A 25,601-nucleotide genomic window follows, 5' to 3' on the forward strand; every position below is an offset into this window, starting at 1 on the left:
CTTTTTACATGGAACGATCACACGACACGTACACCCTGCAGGGCGTACCGGTTTTATCGCTGGCAGAACAGTTTGGCACCCCCTTGTACGTATACGATGCCGCCATCATCGTCCGGCAAATCAAACGCCTGAAGGACGCGTACGCCGCCGCCGATGTGCGCCTCAAGTACGCGGCCAAAGCCCTGACCAACGTGTCGATCCTCAAGCTCATGAACAAGCACGGCGTAGGCCTGGAGGCTGTGTCGCTCGGCGAAGTCTTCCTGGCACGCCAGGCCGGCTATACACCGGCAGAGATCACCTTTACACCCAGCGGCGTAGACTTCAGCGAAATCGAAGAAGGGGTGGCCCAGGGTGTTGCTATCAACATCGACAACCTGTCCACGCTGCGCAAGTTTGGCGAAAAGTATAAGGGCAACTACCCCTGCGGTATACGCCTGAACCCGAACATCATGGCCGGCGGCAATATCAAGATCTCCACAGGTCACAGTAATTCAAAGTTTGGTATCTCCGTGCTGCAGTTGTCGGAGATCCAGGCGCTGATAAAAGAGCACAATATCCGCATTCGCGGATTACACATACACACGGGCTCTGATATAAAAGAGACAGAAGCATTTCTGAAAACAGCCGAAGTATTGTTCGAGACCGCTAAACATTTCTCCGGTCTGGAATTCATCGACTTTGGCAGTGGTTTTAAAGTAGCCTACAAAGACGGCGACGTAGTGACCAATGTCGAAGACCTCGGGGCACGCCTAACAAAAGCCTTTAACGAATTTTGTACACAATATGGCCACAAGTTGGAGCTGTGGCTCGAGCCTGGTAAGTTTCTGGTAAGCGAGTCGGGTACGCTGCTCACACACGTGAATGTCGTAAAGCCTACGCCTACCGTAACATTTGTAGGCGTGAACTCCGGATTGAACCACCTCATTCGCCCCATGATGTACGATGCGTATCACCACATTGTGAACGTGTCTAATCCCACCGGCCAAGAAGCGGTATACACCGTTGTGGGGTATATTTGCGAAACCGATACGTTTGGAAGCGACCGTCCATTGAACGAAGTGCGCGAGGGCGACGTATTGGCCTTTAAAAATGCAGGCGCTTACGGCTTTTCGATGGCATCCAACTACAACTCACGGCCGCGGCCCGCGGAGGTGCTGATCGTAGACGGCCAGCCTAAGCTGATCCGGGCACGCGAACAACAGGACGACCTTTTAAAGAATCAGGTAATCATTGACTTATAAAATACAGCCGAATCGCATTAGGGTTGGCCGTATGTGTATTGTACTAAACTTTTATTCCGGCTAGTTCGTTACTTTCGGAACAGAATTCTCATTTAACTTATGCTGAAACGTATTCTCGTGTGTGCAGGGCTGTTTTTGGCCCTGGCAAGCCAGGCCCAGGTCCTGGAACCGGCCCGTCTTGTGAGTGTGCCGCTGGACAAAAAAGTCAAAGTAGGCGACATAGTAGAGCTTGTCTTCAAAGCCGACATAGATAAGACATGGTATATATACTCGGTAGGGTTTGACGCCGACTGCGGCCCGATCCCCATGACGATCACCCTCGACAAAGGCGCGGGCTTTGAACTGGTAGGCGGAGTGGATGCCATACACGACAAAGCCAAACACGACAAAATCTTCGACTGCGACGTACGCACATTCGAAGGAACAGGTGAATTCCGGCAGAAAGTAAAAATCCTCGCACCGTCGGTGACCATCAAGGGCGCGTACGAAGGTCAGGTATGTTCGGAGGTAGAAGGTAAATGCGTATTGTTTGATGGTGATGTATCATTCACCATCCAGGCCGAAGGCAAAGCGATCGCTGTGCCGCCGGCAGACGATAAAAAAGAAAATCCTAAGCAGGCTGCCACAACAGAAGCGCCGGCCCTAACAACGCCTCAGCCAACGGTCACGATCGATACGGTCCATGAAGTTGCTGCGAATACGCCAGCGGCCACCACCAACTACGGTGAGGTAAAAGGCCCCACACTGGATCCCAAGCTGGTGCAGGAAGATCCCGCCAAGCAATCATTTTTGGGTTTCTTTATCCTGGCCTTTGTCGCCGGCCTGGCAGCCCTCCTCACCCCATGTGTGTTTCCGATGATCCCCATGACGGTGAGCTTCTTCACACAAGGTCGTTCGAAAGGACAAGCATTGCTCTACGGCTTTTTTATCATCTTTATTTATACGCTTATCGGCGCGGCAATTGCTCCGCTGATGGGCCCTGAGACAGCCAACCATTTATCAACGGAGTGGATACCGAACCTCATCTTCTTCATCGTTTTTATAGTATTCGGTCTTTCATTCCTCGGTCTGTTCGAAATTGCGCTACCGGGTACACTGATCAATAAAGTGGATACACAAGCAGAAAAAGGCGGCTTCATCGGTATCTTTTTCATGGCGTTTACACTGGTGCTGGTATCATTCTCCTGTACTGGTCCGCTGGTCGGCAGCATCCTCGTGTCATCGGCTGGTGGCGAATTCCTGAAGCCAATCGTAGGCATGTTTGCCTTCTCCTTGGCATTTGCCATACCGTTTACGTTGTTCGCCTTCTTCCCGGGGTGGCTAAACGCCATGCCCAAATCGGGCGGCTGGCTCAACTCGGTAAAAGTAGTGCTGGGCTTCATCGAGATCGCCCTGGCGTTTAAGTTTCTGAGCATTGCCGACCAGGCCTTTCACTGGCGCATCCTCGACCGCGAGATCAACATCGCCATCTGGATCGTCATCGTAACATTGATCGGCCTATACCTCATGAAAGCCTTCCGGTTGCCCGGCGATACCGGTAAAGACGTAGAAGACAAACGCGTTAGCGTCCCGCGCCTGACGCTCGCCATCATAGCCTTTACATTTGTGGTATACCTGATACCCGGCATGGTAGGTGCACCGCTAAAGGCGCTGGCAGGCTACCTGCCGCCCGCATACACACACGACTTTGATCTGGCTGCCGCCACACGAAGCTCAAAGCCCAACCAAATCTGCGAAGAACCCAAATACAGCGAATTTTTACACCTGCCACATAACATCAGCGGCTACTTTGACTACAAGCAAGCCATCGCCTGCGCGCGTCAGCAAGGCAAGCCCCTGTTTATAGACTTCACCGGCCACGGCTGCACCAACTGCCGCGAAATGGAAGCCACCGTATGGCCCGACGCACAAGTGCTGCGCAAGCTGAAAGAAAACTTCGTCATCGTAGCGCTGTATGTGGACGACAAAACCGAGCTGCCCGAAACAGAATGGTACACCTCGCAATACGACCAGAAAGTAAAGAAAACCATCGGCAAGCAAAACGCCGACCTCCAAATCAAAAACCTGAACAACAACGCCCAGCCGTTTTATGTACTGGTAGGATTAGACGAACGCGTATTGGTGTCGCCCTATGGCTACAACAAGAACCCTGAGGAGTTTGCGAAATTCCTGGAATCGGGGGAGAAGAAGTTTGCTGAATTGTACAAGAAATGATATTCTGATATCGAATTGCACGAAAAAGCGACTCTGAAAGGGTCGCTTTTTTTGTTTACGCCCGAAATTTTTCACCTACGCAAAAAGGCTGCGTAGTGCAGTGCGATGTTTGTAGCTCGATTACAACCAGTATGAAAGCCTTTGAAGAATTTAAACAGAATGTTTTTAGGGTCGTGGAAGATCAGCTTCCCTTGGCAGATTTTGAGGCTTGGTTATATGTCCAGTCGGAATTGGCCGAACAAATGCATATTGATGCGATATATGAAGCATTTTGTTTCCACTATGGGAAGCGCAATGCCAACGTTGAGTTTACCAATACCCTGTTACCCTATTTCGATCAGGATGAGTTTTTACTGTGGAAGGTAAAGGCAAACTTGCAGGACGTCATTGAAGGGAAGCCGACGACAGAGCGGATCTTGTACGAATGGTACCGTACATATGATGACAAATTAGGATTTCTTAATAGCCTTGGATGGTATGTTTCGGAGTTGGAGTGTATGGAATTTACAGGACTTAAAAGGAATGAAATCCTCGATGAGGCAAAAGAGTCGGCAGCAGACTTGCTTGACCAGATTCTTCGACAAGAGAAAGGAAACCCCGACTTTAAGATTACAAATTTTAAATACCCACAATAAAACAAAGGATGGGAAACTATAAATACACCCATATGGGAGCATTGCATTAGGTACTAACCTGATGAATGCTCTCTATGAAAAAGCAGAAACGACTACAGTACGTATTTGGCGTTGACGAGTTTGGGATGATTGATTTTCCCAGGCAATTTTCAAACGTTAAGTTGTGTCGACTTATGTACGGCCGTGACGCCGGATGCGAACTTTGTTTCCCCCACGGCTATGAAACAATCAATTCAACTGTTGCAAACCGACAGCGGAACTGGAAACGATTTCGCCGGATGCAGTGGAAAAATTATGAAAAAGGCGGAGAACTCTCCGCCTTTTTTGATTCCATTCGAATTCAATGGAACGGGGATATAGATGTTACCTGAAAATATAGTATTATAGCTTCGTATTTGGATATCCTGTACCAGATGAAGCATAAAAGAACCTTTGAAAAGCTGACGTTGTATTTCGCAATCGCCATGCTGCTGATACGCTGTTCCCTTTTGCCTGTGGATCTGATGACTATCAATGAGATCCGTTCCATGTCAGGGTCTGACAATGCGACGGTTAATTGGAATTCAAAGTACGATTCTAACACCGGTACGGAAAAGCGGATAGAAGTAGTGCTTACAAATCCCGATAAGATTTACCTGGAGGATCACGAGAAGACGAAAGAGCTTTCGGAGAAGATTGTGGCGAAGTTTGTGGATGCACAGGAGGACTTCGGCGACGATTGGCGGTTTATTTTGGTCCTCAATCGGGGCGACAATAGCACGAATGTCGAGATGGATGAGAAGCACGTACGGGAAATCATCGGGAAGCAGACGGCCGAGTCAGAAGAGTAGGGGTAACCACTCCCACGGCACGCTTCGGACAGATCGCTGCCGCCACTGGTACCATCTCGCGCAAGGTCCTGCAACATCCCGACAATGCGCAGCACATAGAGTATACATTGACGCAAAAAGGCTACGACCTGATACCGCTCATTTTAGGTCTCACGGGCTGGGATAAGAAGTATTATCATCACGTATACTACGAAAATGAATCAGCCGAACATACCGACCTGCAGTTTTCAATATAAGTGCGTATCCGTACAATCTTTTTCATGACATAGACCGTTGTGCATTTCTAATTTTACATGTTATAAACCGCTATCTTTGAACCATTAACCTGATCAGTATATGCTTGACATCGTGATAGAAGCACGCAAGGCCGCCATTGCTCCTGGCATGGAAGTAAAAAGAATTCTTCCGTTTCGCCTCCGGCGTATGGTCGGTCCGTTCATTTTCATGGATCATGCCGGTCCAGTCGATATTCAGCCGCAAAATGCGTCGTCCATGGACGTACTACCACACCCACACATCGGCCTTTCTACCGTAAGCTATTTGTTTGGGGGCCAGGTAACACACCGCGATAGCACCGGCGCCCTGCAGGTCATCCGGCCCGGTGAAGTAAATTGGATGACAGCCGGAAAAGGCATTTCGCACTCCGAGCGTTTCGAAGACCCCGCCATGCTGGCCGGGGGTGCATTGGAGATGATACAGACCTGGGTAGCGCTGCCCGAGAAAGACGAAGAAGCGAATCCCACCTTCAGTAATTATAAAGAACAACAGCTGCCCATTTTCACCGAAAAAGATGTATGGATGCGGCAGATTGCCGGCAATGCGTTCGGCCTTCACAGCGACGTAAAAACACACTCACCCCTATTTTATCTGCACGTTGTATTGAAGAAAGGTGCCCGGTTCGGTCTGCCGAAAGAATATTCCGAGCGAGGCATCTATGTCGTGAAAGGAAGCATCGAGGTATCCGGACGTCCGTATATAGCAGGTCAAATGCTGGTCTTTACAAAAGGCGTAGACCCGGCATTGACCGCGCTGGAAGATACCACACTCATGATGCTCGGCGGTGAACCGGTAGGTGAACGTTACATCTGGTGGAACTTTGTATCGTCTCGCAAAGAACGCATCGAGCAGGCAAAGGCCGATTGGAAAGAGGGCCGGATCATTCTGCCTCCGACAGATAATCACGAATTCATCCAACTGCCGGAAGACCACACCCGGCCCGCGGGCGGTAGCCACCCGGCTCCCGGTTTACTCTCGTAAACACCTGCTCACGGTAAAATCCTTCACAAATTTTAGAAGTAATGAGTAAGTATTATTTTGAGACCCAGGAGTTTGGTGTTTCCGACCACGGTATACACCTGTTGCGAAGTCGGTTTAACTACAAAACCATCGATTTCTCGCAAGTCGCTAAGATTAGCATCGAACGAGGCAAGGAGTTAAACAATTGGATTGCTGTTCTCGTGCTCGGTGTGGCCCTTATCTCCTTTGCCGTGTATTATGCAGCCGGCGTGTTCACGACGATTACTGGAGGTACGCAGCGGGTGATCTATATCGAAGGGATCGTTGTCCCCATAATCCCTTTTCTCATGGGTGTTTATTGCTTGTATTCGTCCACCCGCAATGGTGTCGTAATGCGCGTTTATACGATGGAAGATAAGCATGAGCGTTTTCCATTGAAGGAACTGAAACAAGAACTCATGCCGTTTCAACAATTCCTGAAAGAAAGGGCCGGCACAAAGGTCAGGTCCTTCCAGGAAGGAGCTTGTTCAACGAGATAATGCTCAATTAGTATGTAGTGCATGTTGCTGACATACGGCTGTCACTCGCCCACGCGTTCTTTGGAAAAATATCATTGCATTTATGGAGCCACTAAAGGAAATGTTCGGCAAAGCCTACTACCAAAACCTGACACGAACGATTTCATCAGTATACAAACCATTTCCCGCAGCACCCTTCCTAAAGGAAGTCACCACAGGTCTGGAGCCCCTGTCGCTCAACGAGCGCATGCGCCACACCTCCCGGGTACTGCAAAAGCACCTTCCGGAGAAATACACCACGGCTGTTGGCATCTTGAAAGAGGTTGTGCCCCTGTTAAACACGGGATACACCACGCTTGTTTTCCCCGACTTCGTCAGTCAGTTCGGCACCAAAGACCTCCGCACATCACTGGAAGCCCTCAAATACTTCACCCAATTCGGCTCCTCGGAGTTTGCCATCCGCACATTCTTTAAACAAGACCAGGAGAAAACACTCCGCGCCATGTATACCTGGTCGGAAGACGACAACGTACACGTGCGTCGACTCGCATCGGAGGGAAGCCGCCCCCGGCTGCCCTGGTCATTTAAATTGGACGCTGTCATCGGCAACCCGGCCCTCACAGCACCGATTCTGGAAAACCTCAAAGCTGACGACGAACTATACGTACGCAAATCCGTCGCCAACCACCTCAACGACATCACCAAAGACTCGCCTGACTATGTCATGAACCTGATCCATTCGTGGGACAAAACCCACAAGCATACCGCCTGGATCATCAAACGCGGCTGCCGCTCATTGTTAAAGCAAGGCCATGAAAAATCCATGGCGGTATTCGGTCTGACGGCCGACGTACGGGTAAAACTTAGCAAGCTGAAACTCGACAGCACCACCATACAAGTAAACGACAAACTGGAATTCGCTTTTGACATCACCTCTGAAAAGACGAAGGCACAAAAGCTGATGATCGACTATCGCATTCATTATGTTAAAAAGACAGGTGTACAATTACCCAAGGTCTTCAAATTAAAGGAAATCGAGCTCGCACCGGGTGGGACAATACATATCGCAAAAAAACAACGCTTTCAGGACTTTACCACGCGCACCTTGCATGCCGGCACGCACGTACTGGAAGTAATGATAAACGGTAAAGTAGTACTAAGCAAAAAATTCGAGCTGGTACGATAGCGGTGTCTTGCCAGTCTTCCGCAGGAGAAAAAATACAGTTATCTTCGCCGTAAAGGCCGATAGCAAAACACTTTACCTCGCCATGCTTATGCAAGACGCACAGATCAGCACCGCGCCATCCGCTCCGGCAATAGCACAAAAACGTATGGACGCTAACATCGTCCGTTGGTTGGGTATTTTACTGGTGGCCACCGTCTGGACCAGTGCCGGCTTATTCGGTCTATACATCATCGCCTTCTACGCCCTGGCGCTGGTTGATGGCAACATGGTAAAGTGGAACGAGATTCTTCCCGGACTATACGAAGAAGATTCACGCACCGCGACCACCGGCATCGGCCTGCACTTCGCCATGGGTGGTATCATTCTGATATTGGGGAGCATTCAATTGGTCGAGGCCTTGCGTGTACGGTACTCGGCGTTTCACCGCTGGGTAGGCCGTATTTATGTTGTTGCTTCCTTACTGGCGGCACTCGGTGGGTTAACATTTATCTTTATCAAAGGTACGATTGGTGGGCTGGTCATGGACATCGGCTTCGGCCTATACGGCGTATTGATGTTGGTGGCAGGAGTAGAGACATACCGCCATGCTGTGGCGGGCCGCTATGAAAAGCATCGTGCCTGGGCGCTGCGGCTCTATGCGCTAGCAATAGGTTCGTGGTTATACCGCATGGACTATGGCTTCTGGTTTATGTTAGCGGGAAAGGTAGGTCACACGAACGAGTTTACAGGTATGTTCGATCGCATCATGGCCTTCTTCTTTTACATTCCCAACCTGCTGGTAGCCGAGGTTTTTATTCACCAACGAAAATATGTTGCCCCGACCATTGTAAATATCCTATCAACGATTCTGTTATTATTGATGACCGCTTTCCTGCTCACAGGTACCTATTTCTTTACCAAGTTCTATTGGGGACCAGCTATTATCGGTATGTTCGGATTCTGACGGGCTGAAATTCAGCATAAAAGAAGGTATGCGGGATCCTAGGGAGTAAAAACTTCGTACAATAAGAAACCAAACGTAAGGCCCCGCCGTTGCAAGCCAGATAACATCACGACGTTGGAAGACTTACTCAAGCTAGGATCCGCAGCGCTTAAAAAGGCTGCACTGAACGAAGAGGCCAAAACCTATTTATTGGCCAATCCGGTTTTATTCGGACTCTTAAAAAAGGCCGCCCGCCGGTATATCGCTGGCGACACATTGACAGAAGCTATCCCAATCGCCGCATCGCTAAATCAGCAGGGCCTCCGTTGCTCCCTGGAATTTATCGGCGAAAGCACCCGCAATGAACAGGAAGCAAAAGAAGCAACAGACGAATTTCTACGCGTCTGCCGAACCATTCGTGAAAATAAGCTCAACGCCTCGGTATCGTTAGACTTGTCGCACATAGGACTTGCCCTTTCAAACGATTTTTGCTATGCCAATCTCACGGCACTTTGTCAGGAGGCGGCCGCCGCCAATACCGAGGTGATCATTAGTGCAGAAGGTACAGAACGCACGGACGCCGTGCTGGCGATGTATCAGAAGATATCGACAGAGCATAAAAATGTTGGCATCACCGTACAAGCCTATTTACACCGAACCCCCGATGACTTTAAACAGCTTTTGTCATTGCCGGGGCGCATCCGGATAGTGAAGGGAGCTTTTGAAACACCCCCGGGTCTGTCGCTGCCGCGTGGCAAGGAGTTGGATGAGGTCTATCTCGGCTACGTGGAACAACTGCTCCTTACCGGTCACCGATGTTCTATCGCTACCCATGATCATACGCTACAACAATCCGCGAAGCAGCTGATTAGAAAACATCAACCGCCTGCCACATTATATGAATTTGAGAGTCTATACGGCATTCAGACGGCCCAGCTTACGGCGCTGAAAGAGGAGGGGTATCCTGCGAAAATGTATTTGGTCTATGGCAGCGAGTGGTATCTATATGTCTGCAATCGCATTGCAGAACACCCGTTGAATATTTTTCAAGCACTGAATGACATTGTTAGCGAATAAGGGCGAAGAGAAAATGGAGGCAACGAGTACCTCGCTGACGTCCCGTGTCAACACATTACCCTTGAGCCGGGATTGTTACGCCTGGTTTCTTTTTTAAGACCAGCGCGCTGACTAATGCGACGACGAGGCCGATGGGTAATACTTCCGCGTATGTAATGAGCACAACAAATAGCGGGTTCTTATACATTTCTTTGAACGTATCCATTTCTTTTACTTTGTCCGCCAACTCTGCGGCAGTAGCGTCGTTGCGCCTGGCTTCGGCCATAACGTGGAGCGTGTACTTATCCATGTAGTCGGGAACGACGAGATAGTAGTACGGCAGCCAGAAGGCAACATAGATCGTCGCACCCAGCATGGCGATCAGCGCACCCGTCTTAAAGGCTTTGCCAAATGTTATGGCACCACCCAGCTCCTTGTTGCGGTAATTTCGCGTGCCAAAGAAAACCAGGGAAAACACGACAATCAAAGCAACATAGCCCAGGGTGTCGTTGCTTTCGAACTCGGGATTGTTGTAGCACATGTTGCACATGTACACCAGATTTACCAACAGGATGGCGCCCAGAATGGAGCCGAAGATGAGGACGTTGCGTTTCATACAAATTTGGTTTTGATCTGGCCGTGAAACTAGGCCGTGATGGTCCGTTCCGACTCATACTAAAGTACCGAAATGCGTTTTCAGACCAAAGTACTGGTGTTGCTAGGGAGTGATTTTCAAGCGCTTGGCTTTTTCAATGGCTTTCGTCCGGCTGGTCACATCCATTTTAACAAATAAGTTGGATGCGTGGGTCTTGACGGTGCTAAGGGAGAGGAACAGTTCCTTCGCAATCTCTGTATTGCTGTGCCCTTTGGCCATGAGTCGCAGCACCTCGTATTCGCGGGAGGTCAGATTTAACTTTTCCAGTTCAATAGTATTGACAGAGAAAGATCCCTGCTGGGGGACAGGCACTTCCTTTTCGATAACCACGGTATGGACTTTGGGCTTGGAAAGTTGTAGCGACACACCGATGCCCAACAGAGTAAAAAAGACGGCGATCAAACCGACGTAGATGTCAATGGAATTGTCAACGATAAGGAACCGCCACTGCAACCACTTGAGCGCAAACACCAGTACGGCCATGAGAAGACCGTAGACAACGATGTACTGATATTGGGTAAATATGCTTTTAAATGGCTTCATGAAAGGCAGCGCTAACTTCAGACTAAAAATATGAAATATTTAAAATCTGTATTCTCTTGAATACAACAGAACGTAGTTTGGAAAGGTATCTGCCGTTTTGGGAAACATGGCTGCGTGGCGACAGGGTTAGGCTTTAGCTTCGGTCAAAGCTCAAACATATGACACCATATCTTAATCTAGGCGGCGATTCAGCTGTAACATCGTATCAGTACGGTCACGATTTTATTGAGGTCGAATTCAAGCACAAAGATATTTATAGATATAGCTATCTTAGGCCCGGAAGTCAACATGTCGAAATTATGAAAACGCTGGCAGACAACGGAGAAGGCCTGGGAGCGTATATCAATAAATATGTGCGGGATAAATATGAAAAAAAAATTAGGTGAGGGTTTCGCGTTAAGCATATAGATCTTTCACATCCGCCCTTGCCACCTCCAGAAAAAATGCCGCCACCTTTTCCGTAGCAGCCTTAAAATAACGTTCACCCTTATCAGCACTGGCCTGCCGCGGATCACCCACACCCGTATCTTTCGTCACCTGCGACCATTTACGTTCTGCCCAGGCCCATCCTTCGCGAATGCCACTAATGCGGAACTTCTTGGCGGCACCGTCGCCGGCTTCCGTTAACGGACTCACCAGGTGCGGCTCCAGGTGCATGATCACACTTGTCTCCATCTCGCCACCGTGGTCGTCTTTGTGTTCGAAATATGCTTTTTGGTCCACAGCCTGCCACCAGTTGCAGCTGCATAAAAACATCTTCGGGTATTGCAGCCCCAGTTCGCGAATCATCGTGCGAAAGTCGTTGCCGCCGTGGCTGTTCAGAATGACAAGCTTATAGATCCCCTGCCGGTTTAATACTTCAATAACATCGCGCAGCACCGCGAGTTGCGTGCTGGGATTCATGTTCATGTCGAGCTTAATATCGCTTTGCCCCGTGTTGACGCCAAACGGAATGACCGGCAGCACCGTAAGCTTCGCACCCTGTTCCCACGCAATACGTGCCGCCTCGGCCGCCACCCGGCCAGCTTCGAGTATGTCCGTGCCATACGGTAAATGATAATTGTGCGCCTCACAAGCGCCCCAGGGCAACACCGCCACTTCGTAGGGTGTGGCGGCTACGGTCTTCCAGGTATTTTCGGCGAGGATGTACGGACGGGGTTCGGTAGGGGTGGTGCTCATGGTCTGTATACTTATGAAGGAATAGCGATACGATAGCGTTCACCGCGTTTTACAGTAAGCCTCTCCTGCCGCAGCCACGGGTTGTGGCGCTTCAGTAATTTATAATTAATGCCCTGGCTGCGGGAAAAATCCACCAGGTCTTTGATCGTCTCGTTTACATCGACGTACCGCAGTGGCTCTTCATTGTATAGATGCTTCGGATTAATGCGAAAGCCATACTTTGCCGGGTTGTTGATGATCTCTTTAATGGCAATAATGCGGAAAACGTAGCGTGATGTTTCGTCGTTGAGGTATAGATCGTAATACGATTTTTCATGCTGGTCTGCCATGGCGCGGGCCATGCCGCCCATGCCGCGGTTGTACGAGGCGGCCACCATGGTCCAGTTGCCGAATTTATTATACGCCGTACGCAGATACTTGCAGGCCGCTTCGGTAGCCTTCAGCGGATCGTAACGCTCATCCACCTCGTTCGTAATTTCAAGGCCTAGCTCTTTGCCCGAAGTTGAAAGAATCTGCCAGTAGCCCACCGCGTTGGCCGGCGACGTGACGTTGAGCAGATTGCTTTCGATCAGCGGCAAATACTTAAAGTCTTCGGGAATATTGTATTTCTTCAGGATCTTCTCCATCTGCGGTAGCCAGCGATGGGCCCGTTTGATGAGGAAGATGGTATTACTGTGCAGGTAACAGTTTATCTGCAACTCCTTGTCCAGACGCTCGCGCACATCGGGAATGTTGAGGGGTACGGACTCGTCGGCGAAGGAAATCGTTTCGGGGATGTCAAACGATACGGCCGGCACACGCATAAGGTCGTCGGTGCCTGCTTCGATCACACCTTCATCGGAAATCACTTCTTCCATGCCGGGCGCAACGTGCGCCTGGCGGCCCTCCTGGTAAATGATGTATCCAAACAAAATCACCAGGGTGGCAATGGAGATAAATGTGGCCGTGGTAAGATCTTTCAACATAATAGAGATATGTGGTCTTTGTGCCAGAAAAGTAGTCATTGCCTATGACATGCGCAGGACAAAAAATCTAAAAGATCATTCCCGTAATGCACGCACCAGATTTTCAATGACGGTGCTCAGGCCGCGACGGGTTTCCCAGTCGACAATATTTCCGTCCGCGTCGATCTTGCTGCGAATGAACGGCACCAGCAGCGAGGCCCCTTCCGGCACGATGGCCGAAATGGCCGACAGCGTCAGCAGCAGCGAAGCGTGACCGCTTTCGCCCCGGGTAGAGGCGGTGATGAGCCCAACCGGTTTGTTGACAAATTCTCCCGAAGAGATTGTCCAGTCGAGCGCATTTTTTAATGCACCGGGCACGCCAAAGGCGTACTCGGGGGTGCAGATCAGCACGGCGTCGGCGGCCTGTACCTGTTGTTTAAAATCGGCCACCGCGGCGGGTATCTCGTCGTTGTCGTCAAAGGCCGGCAGAGACGCGAGGCCCCGGTAGCGCGTGAAATGTAGGATACCCTCGCCCAGGTTTTCGGTTGCCCGTAAAACGTGTGCTGTAGAGGAATTTTCGCGGAGGCTTCCGGCGATTGTCAGGATATGGTAGGTGTCGTTCATGCCGTGGATAGGGACAACAAACGTGAATGTCGCAAAGATGTTGGGCGCGATGTCTGCGTCATACTATTTTTTATATAATTTCGTTTTGGAGGTAACTCAAAAACATCACGATAACGTATGCGGTTAAAGGCAATTTTTGCTGGATTATTAATGGCTGGGGCCTATGCGTCGGCGTTTGCCCAGGAAGGCAGCGCGCCCGAAGAGCAGCGGTTTACAATCGACTCACCCGCCAGCCTCGACTTTAGCCAGGAAGAACAGACCGAAGAGCCTAAAAAGAAAAAGAAAAAAAAGAAAGTCTTCTACGGTATCAAGACCAAAAAAGGATTTACCCGCAAGGGCTTTGGCGACCGCACCACTTTCGAAACATTCTACTACATCAAGAAATCCGAAAAGCCTCAGACGTTTGTACGCGACATCTATTGGTACGACTTCACCCGCAAGGAAGTCCGCAAGACCTCGACGTTCGACCCCACCAAGGGCGTGCTGCTGCACGGCCCCTATGAAAAACGTCAGGGCGAAGCAATCCTCGTCAAAGGCATCTACTACAAAGGACTGCGACACGGTCGCTGGCTGTCCTACAACCGCGACAGCGTCCTGACCGACAAAGAAAAATTCTACCGCGGCTGGCCACGGGAATCAACGGTGACCTACTACGATCCCATGGAACGCAAGCGCATGAAAGAAATGACGCCCGTTGAATTTGGGGAAAAGGAAGGCTATTACTACCTGTTCCACGAAAATGGCACCCTGGCCGTACAGGGTGAATACCACTGGGACCAGCGCGTAGGCGACTGGACCGAGTTTTACACCACCGGCAAGCGCAAAAAGATCGTCACCTACTCCAAAGAGCCGTTCGACAAAGAAGTTAAGCCCTACATCAAAGTGGAATGGAACGAGAAGGGCAAAGAGATCTATCGCAACAACAAGATGGTGGCTAATTAATGGCGTCTTCGAAGTGGTCGATAGCCGGCTCGAAACCCAGCTTTACAGCCACAACGTCAAACCGCACATGTCCTTGCCAGTTAGTACTGTAGATATAATGCTCCGCCGCCCGGAAGATGTGCCGGGCCTTCAGGGCACTGACCGCCTGCTCAGGCTCGCCAAAGGCCGTGGAGCTGCGCGTTTTTACCTCGACAAAAATGATCCAGTTATCACGTTTTACAATCAGGTCGATTTCGGTATAAGAGGCGCGATAGTTTCGAACCAATATCTGGTAGCCTTTCTTTTCCAGGAAGGTCGCCGCCAGTTGCTCGCCGCGTTTGCCGATTTCCAGGTGTGTGGAAGTTTTCATAAACGGTTCTTTAGATAACGTTGTTAATAAACAGAGTAAACAAATATACGCAGATAAGCGTCAACAGAACTTGTTTAGCCCTTCTTTCGTTATACCTTTATACTAACGTTTCACGTTTTAAACGCACCCGGTATGAAAGCTCCCATGAGTGACCTTGTACGAAGAATCCTCGCCGATCGCACGCTTTCCAAGCGCCTGATGATGGTGGTTCAGTCCGAACGGCGGAATCCCGACGACATCGAGGGGCGTACCATCACCGTAGACGGCCAAAAACTAACCCTCACCCGCGCTACCGCCATCAGCTATACCCCCGGCAAGGAGTAACAGTAACGCCGAAGCATGAGTTTAGTATTCAGCTCGCTTTTCCTGTTTATTCTTATCTCGCCCGGCCTCATTTTCCGGTTTTCGTATTTACAGGGCACCTACGCCAAGCTTACCTTCAAGGTCTCGGCAGTAGAAGAAATTTTCTGGGCTCTCATTCCCGCCTTATTCTTACAGCTCGCCGCCATCCTGGTCGTCGATCATGTCACACCATATGAAGTTCGGCTAGAAGTAATCTATCAGCTGATCACCAGCAACGATGCCCTCGACTTTTTTGTGATCGAGCAAAGCCTGTTGCCTTTTCTGATATACATCGCGCTGTTGCTTTTGGCGAGCGTCTTTTTTGGCGTTGTTGCCCGCCGCCTCGTGCGTCGCTATAGACTCGATTTGCATACTAAGTTTTTGCGCTTTGGCAACGAGTGGCATTATTTATTCAGCGGCGAGGCATTCTATCTTTCCAAGAATATCAACCCTTCCTCCATTGCCTTCATTCAGATCGATGTCGTCATGGGCTCCAGCGAAGGTGACATGATCTATAGCGGCATTCTGGAAGACTATTATTTGTCGCGCGACAACAACGGCCTCGATCGACTTTATCTCACCAATGTATACCGCCGCCTGCTGAAAAACGACCTCGATGCCGACGCCCCTAACGTAGGCTTTCTGAATCGGCATCTGGACGATCGTTATTATGCCATGCCCGGCGACTTGTTTGTTGTTACCTACGATGACATCAAGAACCTGAACGTAACCTACATGATTGAAATGACTGATACCGAACTGGCGGAGGCGAATGAAAAAGATGAACCCGGTACAAAATAAAAAGACGCGCTTTATAGACATTGGTCTGAAAGACTACCAGCAAGCCTGGGATTATCAGGCTTCGCTGTTCGAACAGATCCTGGCCACCAAAACGGCCAACCGCGACCTGCCTGCCGACGCGCAGCAGCGCACCGATAACTACCTCGTATTTTGCGAGCACCCGCACGTGTTTACGCTCGGCAAAAGCGGCCACGAAGAAAACCTGATCATTCCCAAAGAAGAATTGTCAGACGTGCAGGCTACCTACTACCGTGTCAATCGCGGGGGTGATATCACCTATCACGGCCCGGGGCAGATCGTAGGCTATCCCATCATCGACATGGAAAACTTCTTCACCGACATCCATCGCTACATGCGCTTTATGGAAGAAGCTGTTATCCAAACCTTGCGCGAATACAACGTCGAAGCCGGCCGCAGTCCCGGGCAGACCGGTGTGTGGCTGGACCCCGAAGATTTCGTTCGGGCCCGTAAGATCTGCGCACTGGGGGTGCGCACCAGCCGGTGGGTAACAATGCATGGATTTGCTTTTAATGTTAACCCGGACTTGCGATATTTCGGCTACATCGTTCCCTGCGGCATCCAGGATAAGGCTGTCACCTCCCTGGAGCAGGAGCTGGGCAAAAAAGTAGACCTCGAAGAGGTCAAGCAGATCCTCAAGGAAAAGATTCGGGCGCAATTTGACATGGAGTGGCTATGATGAAGGACATCGAAATACCGGAAGTAAAAAATGTAACACTGGCCGTGGCCCGTCAGCGTACAGAAGGGCAAGACGAATGGCGGGTATACCTCATCAACAACAACGACGTCCCTATTGAAAATACACTCGTGGCCAGCCAGGGCTACGGCGAAAAAGATGGCGAACAGCAACGCACTTCCGTGTTACGCCATTTTCTCGACACCATAGCCGAGCATGCCGCCATACTGATCGAGCCCATTGACCCGTCGGTATTTCACCTGAACAATGAATACTGGGTGAGCTACTACATAGGCCGGCAGATCTTTGACAAACGTTTCATCTTCGTGCCCGACGCCATTCGCGAAGAGAACATCTCCTTTATCAAGGAATTGGAAATGGAAGGCGTATTGCATTCATAGCCATGTTGCCTGAGCTTCGCGATATACTCTTCCTCGACATCGAAACCGTTTCGGCGGTAGAAGACTTCAATTCATTAGACGACCGCATCCAGTCGCTCTGGTCGCGCAAAGCCGCCAACCTGCGCCGCGACGGTGACCTAACTGACGGCGAGCTATACTTAGACCGCGCCGCGATCTTTGCCGAATTTGGTAAGATCATCTGCATTTGCGTGGGCAAATTTGTAGACGGCGAGAACGGCGCATTGACGTTGCGCACCAAAGCCTACTACGGCGACGACGAACACGCCTTACTACTCGAATTCAAAACCATGCTCGAACGCCTCAGTGTCTCGGAGCGGCTATGCGCCCATAACGGCAAAGAGTTCGACTTTCCCTACCTGTCACGCCGCCTGCTCATCAACGGTATTCCACTCCCCAGCCTGCTCGACCTGGCGGGCAAAAAGCCGTGGGAAGTGCCGCACTACGACACCATGGATATGTGGAAGTTCGGCGACTACAAACACTTCACTTCCCTCGACTTGCTTGCCGCCGTGTTTAACATTCCTTCCAGTAAAGAGGGGGGCATCGATGGCAGCCAGGTAAACCGCGTGTACTATGTGGACAAAAATCTGGAGAAGATCAAAGACTACTGCCTGCGCGACGTAGCCGTATTGGCACAGCTGTTTCTAAAGCTCCGCGGCATACCGCTGGACCAGGAGCTGATCGTGCAGGTATCCTGACGCATCGCTAGGCGCGCTTGACACGCCCAATGATGCCGGGGTAAAGGTCCGGCACAGCGTCGCTCGTAAACACTTCTTTTGTCTCGATATTCATCATCGACAATACACCGCTCCAGCCGGCGCCGGTGTCCATCAGCCACACTTCGCCGCCTTGTATAGGGTGCAGGTACCCTGTGCCGGTATGCCCAAGATACACTTCATCAAAGCTGGTCAGCTTACCGGGAATATTGTGCGCAAAACGGTCCATGGCTTCTTTGGCCAGCGACCGATCCCACAGGAACATATCCTCGTCTTGCCGGCGCAACGGCAGCATAGGGTCAATGCCCGCATGTACAAAAAGCTTGTTTTGGCGGAGATAGTAAGGCAGCGCCTTGCGAAAGAACGCACGGTGCGAATCGGGCACACCGTCGTCGTACGACTGCAACGTAGCCAGGCCACCCTGGTCGTACCAGATGTCATTTATATAACCGGTAATCATCCACTGCCGCGTCCAGAAGTCATGGTTGCCTAAGATGAGCGTCAGGCGTTTGATGCGTAGCAACTCTTCCACACACGCGCGGGTTTCAGGCCAGCCGTCGCAGACATCGCCGAGACAGATCAGGCGATCGTGTTTATAATCGAATGCAGACCGGTCCAGACACTGCCGCAATGCACGGTATGCGCCGTGCATGTCCCCCATCACAAATGTTTTGCCCATGACTCCTTTTACGTCCTTTGTTTGCAATCCATATGCCTAAGGGGATTACTTTTTCAATATTTACACTATTTTTGACAGGTTTAAATCAAAATACTTTGTATGGAATCCGTAGCCGTTGAAAAGCACGAAGCGCATAAGGAAAAGGTAAGAGAGGTCTATGCCGAAGTAGCCAAAGTGGTCGTGGGCCAGGAATACATGGTCAACCGGTTGATGATCGGCTTGTTTACCAACGGGCACATCCTGCTCGAAGGTGTACCGGGGCTCGCCAAGACCCTGACCGTAAGCACCCTCGCCCAGGTGCTCCACCTGGACTTTCAACGCATTCAGTTTACGCCCGATCTGCTGCCGTCCGACCTCGTCGGTACGATGATCTATAATCAAAAGGACGGTAAGTTTGAAGTAAAGAAAGGCCCCATCTTCGCCAACCTCATCCTGGCCGATGAGATCAACCGCTCGCCTGCCAAAGTGCAGTCGGCATTGCTCGAAGCCATGCAGGAGAAGCAAGTGACCATTGGCGAGACAACGTTCAAGCTGGACAAACCTTTCCTCGTACTGGCCACACAAAACCCAGTCGACCAGGAAGGTACCTATCCGCTGCCCGAAGCTCAGGTAGACCGCTTTATGATGAAAGTGCACATCGACTATCCTACCAAAGAGCAGGAGATCGAGATCATGCGCCGCATCTCCAACATGAAGTTCGACTACAAAGTCAATACCATGCTCACGAAAGAAGATATCTTCTCCATTCGCGAGCAGATCAACCGTGTGAAAGTATCCGAATCGCTGGAGCGCTACATTGTCGAGCTCGTATACGCCACGCGCAAGCCGCTGGACTATAAACTAACGGAGCAGGCCCAATACATCCAGTTCGGGGCGTCACCGCGTGCCAGCATCAACCTCAACCTGGCAGCCAAGGCCATAGCATACATAGAAGGACGCGATTACGTACTGCCGGAAGATATTAAAGAGGTAGCCATCGACGTAATGGGTCACCGCATCCTGCTCAATTATGAGGCGGAAGCTGACAACGTGCGCCCGGCGGACATCGTCCGTGCCATCCTGAACAAGATTCCCATCAATCATTAAAATAACGTCCGGTGTCCCGGATTGGGAGCCCGACTCAGCCTGTAGCAGGTAGGGTCGGGCTCTTTATTTAAACATTTAGTGTTCCATCGGGAATTTTTTGACCCCGGCAGGCGTCATAAGCGGTAAAATATGGGGTTCGAGTCCACATTCCGAACGACATTTTGTTTCCTCTGCGGAAACTTTTAAAAAGTTCTATTACCTGCGGATTATGCAGATTAAAAAATCTTGTAAGAATTGTTAAGACCCCAAAACTGAACTCCTTGACAGTCATGCGAAAGCACAAAAAAGGTAGCGAAAACACATTAAACGCCTGTTAGCAAGACTTTTTGCACTTAACAATTTCGTAACAGCGGCATCCCCATCAGGTAATATTAGTGATAGACCTTTGTGGCAAATAAAAGGTTTATGTTAAGAAGCGTACTTCTTTCGCTGTCGCTAGTCGCCCTTACTGTGTTAGGTGCCGCAGCACAATCCGGCACCATCAAAGGAGCCATTAAAGACGGCATCTCCGGCGATCCGATCATCGGAGCCAACGTTATCATCGCCGGCACAGGCTTAGGCGCCGTAGCCGACGCGGAAGGCAACTTTGAAATTCCCAAGGTAAAGGTGGGTTCCTACAACCTCATCATCTCCTTTATCTCGTATAAATCAGATACGCTGAAAAACATTACGGTGTACCCCGACCAGGTAACGTTGATTAACACCACCTTGGTGGAAGAATCAGCGCAGCTGAATGAGGTGGTGATCTCAGGTGAGCGTGTACGCAACACCGATGTTGCCATCATTAGTGACATCAAATCAGCCCAGCTGGTGGTGTCGGGTATCTCAGCCCAGCAGATTTCCATGTCGCAAGATCGTGACGCTGCTCAAATTGTAAAACGTATTCCCGGCATTACCATCGTGGGCAACCGCTTTGTAAACGTGCGCGGTCTTAGTGAGCGCTATACATCGGTACTGTTGAACGGTGTGATTGCGCCCAGCACAGAGGTTGATTCACGCGCCTTCGCATTCGACCTGATTCCCAGCTCTATGATCGATCGCATGTTAGTATATAAATCAGGCGGTGCGAATCTGCCGGGTGACTTTGCCGGTGCAGTCATTGATGTTGGTACCAAGAGCGTTGTGGGTGAAGACGAGTTGTCGATCAACGTGACCGGTGGCATCCGCCTGGGCACCACGTTTGATGATTTTTACACGTCTCCGGGAAGCAACACTGACTGGCTCGGATTTGACAACAACTACCGTTCACTGCCGAGTGGCTTCCCCACACAAAATCTGCGGACGTATACAAGCGACCTGTCGCAGTATAGAAACCGCCGAATTATCGGTGAAGCAGGTGCCAGCCTGAATAATGATTGGCAAAATAAGAAAGGCACGGCGGCACCAGACTTCCGCACCACAATTAACTATGCGAAATCAGGTTATATTGGTCAAAAACGACTTGGCAATATTACCTCGATTAGCTACTCAAACACACGTCAGCGCCTGGAGCAGACGAATAACTTTTATGAGGCCTATGATCCTGCCAGCGGAGATGTGGGACGCAGAAATGAATACCGTGACATCCGTGACGCTGTCAATATTAGGTTGGGTGTCATCAGCAACTTTACGCTCGAGCTCAACCCCTCCAATAAGATTGAGTTCCGAAACTTCTATAACCAACAAGGTAGCGATCAGACTACGATACGAACGGGCGCCGAAATCGTGCAGAATTTTGATGTCTACAATACCGGTATGACGTACTCCGAGCGCTCCGTCTACTCCGGGCAATTGGCGGGCAAACATAGCCTGAATGATCATCTCAATCTTAACTGGACATTTGGCTATGGCAGCATGGCGGCAAATCAACCGGATACCCGCAGATTGCGGACACAGAGAACGCTTGGAACAGATGCTCCTTTTGCTGTTAACATTGCTCCCGGCGCAAATGCTGCCGATGGACGTTTCTTCTCAGAGCTGAACGAAAATGTGTATACCCATGCCTTGGATGTTGAGTATAAACTGAACCCGGAAGCAGAAGAAAAATCACAAGCAAAGATCTCGGCAGGCTACTACCTGTCTCAAACAGATCGCGATTTCAGCGCTCGCTGGTTCTCGTACAACTGGTTTGGTGAAGAAAGAAACCTGGCTATACTGACGCAACCATACAATACGATCTTTACGCGCGACAACCTGATCAACCCGGAGGATCGAGCAGGCTCGACGAATACATTCCCGCTGTTTAAATTAGATGAAGGAACCACGCTTGCGGACAAATACACGGCGGAGAACCTGTATACAGCTGGGTATGTCAATTTCTTTATTCCAGTCAACGCCTTCAAATTTGCCGTCGGATCACGCGTAGAATACAATCGTCAACAGTTGTCGTCGCATGACGACAAAGGCCCCATAGAAGTAGATAACCCGGTTACAAGCTTCCTGCCATTCGTCAACGTTTCGTATGACCTCAACGAGAAATCGCTGATCCGGTTGGCCTATAGCAAAACCGTCAACAGACCGGTATTCCGGGAGATTGCACCGTTCAACTATTATGACTGGGAGCGCGCCGCCAACTTCCACGGTAACGATAGCCTGAAGATTGCGGATATTCACAACGTAGACCTGCGTTTTGAAAACTATCCTACTAAGAACGAAATGATCTCCTTTGGCGTGTTCTATAAATATTTCAAGAATCCGATTGAAATGTTGTTGGAACAAGGCTCTAATATCATCTATACATTCGGCAATGGAGAAAGCGCTACCAGCTACGGCGCGGAACTTGAAGTACGTAAATCCTTGCAAGAATTCACATCCAGCAGATTTATAAACAAGCTGAACCTGATCTTTAACGCAGCTGTGATTAAAAGCGAAGTAACACTTTCTGACGCGTTCAGTAATCAGGAGAAAAATCGCGCAATGCAGGGTCAGTCGCCGTATGTTTTCAATGCCGGTGTGAACTATGTTGATCTGGAGAACGCCTTCCAGGTGAACGTAGCGTACAACGTGTTCGGTAAGCGTATTTTTGCCGTGGGCGATCTCAATCCTTCTACAGGATTTGCGAACAACGCAGCAACGCAATATGAAATGCCGAGAAACCAGATTGACCTGACAATTTCGAAAGGCCTGGGGCAGCGCTTTGAAATAAAAGGAGGTATTCAGGATTTGTTGAACCAGGAGTACAGACTGGTCCAGGACTCTAACAGTGATCAGAAAATTAAAGGTTCGGACGACGACATCATGGCATATAAGCCAGGTCAATATATCACCCTGGGCGTGACGTACCGCATCAAATAGTGGGTTATCCCTATATTAAATTTTTCAGGGGTCTCCCTAAACAAATGGCATTCGGCGACGAATGCCATTTGTTTGACGGCGCAGTAAATGACATTTAAAATATAAACCTAATGTTCCATTAACTGTCGCTTAATATTGCAGAATTACTTTTGAAGCGAAATTTCAAACTACTATACAAATGGAAAAATTTAGAACGAAATTGGTGATGGTGGCATTATCCGTGCTTTCATTGTCATTTGCGCTTTCGTCTTGCAGCGACGATGACGAGGCGACCCCTACTTACGGAGACCCCTCTGTTGCCACTTTCATCGGTGGTGTAACCAGCGAAGGTAAAATCCCTCTGACAATCGCAGTTACTGCTCCCGCAGGTTTGAAGAATGTGACACTGGGTGAGACTGAAATTAAGTCTTACAGCAACGGTGAAACATCTGATGTTTTCCAATACCTCTACGAAGGTGATGCTACTTCACTGGCGCTGGTTGTAACAGACGTGAACGGTAACACAGGCGAAAAAACCGAATCCATCGTTCCGGTTGTCGTGGTTGATGCTAACATCACTGCCAACACTACCTGGGAAAAAAGCAAGCGTTACCTGTTGAAGGCTAACATCTTCGTTACAAACAACGCTACACTGACAATTCAGCCTGGCACAATCATATTTGGTGATAAAACTTCTAAAGGCGCTCTGATCATCGAGCGTGGCGCTAAACTGATGGCCGCAGGTACTGCAGCTGAACCGATTGTGTTCACTTCATCTTCTCCAGCGGGTTTCCGTAACACGGGTGACTGGGGTGGTTTGGTCCTCCTGGGCAAAGCTAAAAACAATCAAAATGCTAATCAAAACATCGAAGGTGTTACAGCAGGTGCACTTGGCCAATACGGTGGCGAAGTAGCCGACGATAACTCGGGTACGATCACATACGTTCGCGTTGAATTTGCCGGTATCGCACTGTCAACAGATAACGAAATCAACGGTATTACGCTGGGTAGCGTGGGTAGCGAAACAACTTTCCACCACGTACAGGTATCTTACTCTGGTGACGACGCTTTTGAGTGGTTCGGCGGTACTGTAAACGCAACGCACCTGATCGCTTACAAAACATGGGATGACGACTTCGATACAGACTTCGGCTTCACAGGCAAAGTTCAATACGCTGCTGCATTCCGTGAGCCTAACACTGCCGATAAATCGGGTTCAAACATCTTCGAATCTGACAACGACGGAAACGGTAATCCTTCTGAGCCTTTCACAGCTCCTGTTTTTGCTAACGTAACTGGTTTCGGTCCTTTTGTATACGCTAAACTGGGCGGTACTGCTCAAGCTCCAGCACTGAACAACGGCGCGGTAAGTGCAAACTTCCAAAACGGCCTGCACGTACGTCGTCGCAGCCAACTAAAACTATACAACTCGGTAATTCTAGGTGCCGGTACTACTGGCAACGCAGCACTCCGCACTACAGACAGCAAAAACGGTGCTTCTCCTGACGCTGACTTCCAAAGCAACTACTTTGGCCGCTACGTAGGTGGTCTGACACTTCCTGCTACTGGCGCAAACGATCTTGGTTTTGACGTTGACGCAATACCTGTTGACAACAATACTGCAGATAAGAGTACAATCGACCTGTCTGCTAAGTTCGCAGGCTTGACAACTGTCGGTGACCTCAACACTCCGGCTGCTACTGCAACGCTGGCTGCTAACTCACCGCTGGCAACTGGTGCAAAAGATATGAGCGCTGAAGATGAATTCTTCCAAAAAACGGACTACATCGGCGCAGTAGGTACATCTGCTGGCTGGCTGGGCGAGTCTTGGGTGAACTTCACTCCGAACACGACCAACTATTAATCGACTCTGATATTCTGATAAAAAACCCGGATATTTGTCCGGGTTTTTTTTGTCCTTACTTTATGAGAATCGCCTACTACACTTTTTTCGCCCTGCTCGTTTTATCGACTTCTTGCAAGAAGAAAAATTACGACCCGTCTGGATGCCTTTCTGCAGAAGAGCAGAAGAAAATTCTCTATACGATGATGCACTACGCCTCGCGCCTGGCGCCGGAGGCCACACATGAAACAAAGTTTGATAAGAAATTCGATTGGTACTACGACCGCGCCGTAAACGAAGCCCGTGTCCTGTATTGCGACCACAACGAAGAAAATGATACCTATAGTCTGTTAGTAGCCCGTAAAGCACGAAGCATTACGCCCATGGAGGAAGGAATTGCCGTGCGTATAAAACTCGGAGAGAATGATACATTCGCAGACTACGAAGAAGTATTCAGAATGTGGAAAATGCACGCAGACTCGGTTGAAAAGAAAGGTAAGTTCCTTTTCCGCACCATGCTCGAAGGCGGCGACCTGACGTTGTACTATACACAGTTCCGCAAAGATGAATTTATCGAGTTCCCCGACCAGCGCTTTACATTCGATAAGAAGATTCGCCGCTGGCGGGATAGCGCCATGGATACCATTCAGTTTCAATAACAAGACACATAATCATAATATTTCAATAATAGG

General features: G+C 49.8%; 27 protein-coding genes. 20 read left to right on the top strand and 7 right to left on the bottom strand.

Going from position 1 to position 25,601, the window contains the following annotated elements:
• The first annotated feature begins 8 nt into the window (after window positions 1–8).
• The 10 genes from lysA to K7P01_RS12955 all read left to right on the top strand — a co-directional run bounded on the left by lysA (window position 9) and on the right by K7P01_RS12955 (window position 9,859).
• Window positions 9–1,241, top strand: coding sequence for a diaminopimelate decarboxylase (lysA, locus tag K7P01_RS12910; RefSeq protein ID WP_267293563.1), 1,233 nt, complete (start codon window positions 9–11; stop codon window positions 1,239–1,241).
• Window positions 1,242–1,340: 99 nt separating this feature from the next.
• Window positions 1,341–3,455 (top strand): protein-disulfide reductase DsbD family protein, encoded by a 2,115-nt coding sequence (locus K7P01_RS12915; protein ID WP_267293565.1) that lies wholly within the window; start codon window positions 1,341–1,343, stop codon window positions 3,453–3,455.
• A 131-nt stretch (window positions 3,456–3,586) separates the two neighbouring features.
• Window positions 3,587–4,090 carry a hypothetical protein gene (locus K7P01_RS12920; protein WP_267293567.1) on the top strand — a complete coding sequence of 168 codons (504 nt, stop codon included), beginning with the start codon at window positions 3,587–3,589 and terminating at the stop codon, window positions 4,088–4,090.
• 74 nt (window positions 4,091–4,164) lie between these two features.
• Window positions 4,165–4,461, top strand: coding sequence for a hypothetical protein (locus K7P01_RS12925; protein ID WP_267293569.1), 297 nt, complete (start codon window positions 4,165–4,167; stop codon window positions 4,459–4,461).
• 42 nt (window positions 4,462–4,503) lie between these two features.
• Window positions 4,504–4,920 carry a hypothetical protein gene (locus K7P01_RS12930; RefSeq protein ID WP_267293571.1) on the top strand — a complete coding sequence of 139 codons (417 nt, stop codon included), beginning with the start codon at window positions 4,504–4,506 and terminating at the stop codon, window positions 4,918–4,920.
• A 336-nt stretch (window positions 4,921–5,256) separates the two neighbouring features.
• On the top strand, window positions 5,257–6,177 hold the full coding sequence (locus K7P01_RS12935; RefSeq protein ID WP_267293573.1) for a pirin family protein: 921 nt from the start codon (window positions 5,257–5,259) through the stop codon (window positions 6,175–6,177).
• Window positions 6,178–6,218: 41 nt separating this feature from the next.
• Window positions 6,219–6,695: a hypothetical protein gene (locus tag K7P01_RS12940; RefSeq protein WP_267293575.1), complete on the top strand. Its 477-nt coding sequence runs from the start codon at window positions 6,219–6,221 to the stop codon at window positions 6,693–6,695.
• 82 nt (window positions 6,696–6,777) lie between these two features.
• Window positions 6,778–7,860 (top strand): DNA alkylation repair protein, encoded by a 1,083-nt coding sequence (locus K7P01_RS12945; RefSeq protein WP_267293577.1) that lies wholly within the window; start codon window positions 6,778–6,780, stop codon window positions 7,858–7,860.
• An 82-nt stretch (window positions 7,861–7,942) separates the two neighbouring features.
• Window positions 7,943–8,803, top strand: coding sequence for a DUF2306 domain-containing protein (locus K7P01_RS12950; protein ID WP_267293579.1), 861 nt, complete (start codon window positions 7,943–7,945; stop codon window positions 8,801–8,803).
• A gap of 114 nt (window positions 8,804–8,917) precedes the next feature.
• Complete coding sequence (locus K7P01_RS12955) at window positions 8,918–9,859, top strand: proline dehydrogenase family protein (protein ID WP_267293581.1); 942 nt, start codon at window positions 8,918–8,920, stop codon at window positions 9,857–9,859.
• 55 nt (window positions 9,860–9,914) lie between these two features.
• Here the strand turns inward: K7P01_RS12955 and K7P01_RS12960 are convergent, their stop codons facing one another.
• The 5 genes from K7P01_RS12960 to K7P01_RS12980 form a co-directional block, all read right to left on the bottom strand.
• Entirely contained in the window at window positions 9,915–10,454 is a 540-nt protein-coding gene (locus tag K7P01_RS12960; RefSeq protein WP_267293583.1) for a DUF4199 domain-containing protein, read from the bottom strand.
• Between the two features lie 102 nt (window positions 10,455–10,556).
• On the bottom strand, window positions 10,557–11,036 hold the full coding sequence (locus K7P01_RS32000; protein ID WP_317987616.1) for a response regulator transcription factor: 480 nt from the start codon (window positions 11,034–11,036) through the stop codon (window positions 10,557–10,559).
• 396 nt (window positions 11,037–11,432) lie between these two features.
• On the bottom strand, window positions 11,433–12,215 hold the full coding sequence (locus K7P01_RS12970; RefSeq protein WP_267293585.1) for a creatininase family protein: 783 nt from the start codon (window positions 12,213–12,215) through the stop codon (window positions 11,433–11,435).
• An 11-nt stretch (window positions 12,216–12,226) separates the two neighbouring features.
• Complete coding sequence (locus K7P01_RS12975) at window positions 12,227–13,180, bottom strand: lytic transglycosylase domain-containing protein (RefSeq protein WP_267293587.1); 954 nt, start codon at window positions 13,178–13,180, stop codon at window positions 12,227–12,229.
• A 75-nt stretch (window positions 13,181–13,255) separates the two neighbouring features.
• Complete coding sequence (locus tag K7P01_RS12980; RefSeq protein ID WP_267293590.1) at window positions 13,256–13,783, bottom strand: NADPH-dependent FMN reductase; 528 nt, start codon at window positions 13,781–13,783, stop codon at window positions 13,256–13,258.
• A gap of 117 nt (window positions 13,784–13,900) precedes the next feature.
• Here K7P01_RS12980 and K7P01_RS12985 point away from each other — a divergent pair, with 117 nt between their 5' ends.
• A complete protein-coding gene (locus K7P01_RS12985; protein ID WP_267293592.1) occupies window positions 13,901–14,725 on the top strand; it encodes a toxin-antitoxin system YwqK family antitoxin in 825 nt (274 codons plus the stop codon).
• Here the strand turns inward: K7P01_RS12985 and K7P01_RS12990 are convergent.
• Window positions 14,718–15,074 carry a YraN family protein gene (locus K7P01_RS12990; RefSeq protein WP_267293594.1) on the bottom strand — a complete coding sequence of 119 codons (357 nt, stop codon included), beginning with the start codon at window positions 15,072–15,074 and terminating at the stop codon, window positions 14,718–14,720. The two genes, K7P01_RS12985 and K7P01_RS12990, sit on opposite strands and share 8 nt — an antisense overlap.
• A 132-nt stretch (window positions 15,075–15,206) precedes the next feature.
• Here K7P01_RS12990 and K7P01_RS12995 point away from each other — a divergent pair, with 132 nt between their 5' ends.
• The 5 genes from K7P01_RS12995 to K7P01_RS13015 are packed head-to-tail and all read left to right on the top strand — an operon-like array spanning window position 15,207 to window position 18,031.
• Window positions 15,207–15,398, top strand: a complete 192-nt coding sequence (locus K7P01_RS12995; protein ID WP_267293596.1) for a hypothetical protein — start codon at window positions 15,207–15,209, stop codon at window positions 15,396–15,398.
• Between the two features lie 15 nt (window positions 15,399–15,413).
• Window positions 15,414–16,217, top strand: coding sequence for a hypothetical protein (locus K7P01_RS13000; protein ID WP_267293598.1), 804 nt, complete (start codon window positions 15,414–15,416; stop codon window positions 16,215–16,217).
• Complete coding sequence (lipB, locus tag K7P01_RS13005; RefSeq protein ID WP_267295339.1) at window positions 16,198–16,914, top strand: lipoyl(octanoyl) transferase LipB; 717 nt, start codon at window positions 16,198–16,200, stop codon at window positions 16,912–16,914. The genes K7P01_RS13000 and lipB overlap by 20 nt, the downstream gene beginning before the upstream one ends.
• Window positions 16,911–17,312, top strand: a complete 402-nt coding sequence (locus K7P01_RS13010; protein WP_267293600.1) for a hypothetical protein — start codon at window positions 16,911–16,913, stop codon at window positions 17,310–17,312. Before lipB ends, K7P01_RS13010 begins: the two co-directional genes overlap by 4 nt.
• Before the next feature lie 2 nt (window positions 17,313–17,314).
• Window positions 17,315–18,031: a 3'-5' exonuclease gene (locus K7P01_RS13015; RefSeq protein ID WP_267293602.1), complete on the top strand. Its 717-nt coding sequence runs from the start codon at window positions 17,315–17,317 to the stop codon at window positions 18,029–18,031.
• Between the two features lie 7 nt (window positions 18,032–18,038).
• On the opposite strand, the gene K7P01_RS13020 is transcribed toward K7P01_RS13015, so the two are convergent.
• Complete coding sequence (locus K7P01_RS13020; protein WP_267293604.1) at window positions 18,039–18,728, bottom strand: metallophosphoesterase; 690 nt, start codon at window positions 18,726–18,728, stop codon at window positions 18,039–18,041.
• 99 nt (window positions 18,729–18,827) lie between these two features.
• Here K7P01_RS13020 and K7P01_RS13025 point away from each other — a divergent pair, with 99 nt between their 5' ends.
• The 4 genes from K7P01_RS13025 to K7P01_RS13040 all read left to right on the top strand — a co-directional run bounded on the left by K7P01_RS13025 (window position 18,828) and on the right by K7P01_RS13040 (window position 25,568).
• Window positions 18,828–19,814 (top strand): AAA family ATPase, encoded by a 987-nt coding sequence (locus K7P01_RS13025; protein ID WP_267293606.1) that lies wholly within the window; start codon window positions 18,828–18,830, stop codon window positions 19,812–19,814.
• Window positions 19,815–20,219: 405 nt separating this feature from the next.
• Complete coding sequence (locus K7P01_RS13030) at window positions 20,220–23,087, top strand: TonB-dependent receptor (RefSeq protein WP_267293608.1); 2,868 nt, start codon at window positions 20,220–20,222, stop codon at window positions 23,085–23,087.
• A gap of 178 nt (window positions 23,088–23,265) precedes the next feature.
• Complete coding sequence (locus K7P01_RS13035; RefSeq protein WP_267293610.1) at window positions 23,266–24,930, top strand: hypothetical protein; 1,665 nt, start codon at window positions 23,266–23,268, stop codon at window positions 24,928–24,930.
• Window positions 24,931–24,992: 62 nt separating this feature from the next.
• Window positions 24,993–25,568 carry a hypothetical protein gene (locus K7P01_RS13040; protein ID WP_267293612.1) on the top strand — a complete coding sequence of 192 codons (576 nt, stop codon included), beginning with the start codon at window positions 24,993–24,995 and terminating at the stop codon, window positions 25,566–25,568.
• The last annotated feature ends 33 nt before the right edge of the window (window positions 25,569–25,601 follow it).

Source organism: Parachryseolinea silvisoli (assembly GCF_021190955.1).
GTDB classification, from domain to species: domain Bacteria; phylum Bacteroidota; class Bacteroidia; order Cytophagales; family Cyclobacteriaceae; genus Ohtaekwangia; species Ohtaekwangia silvisoli.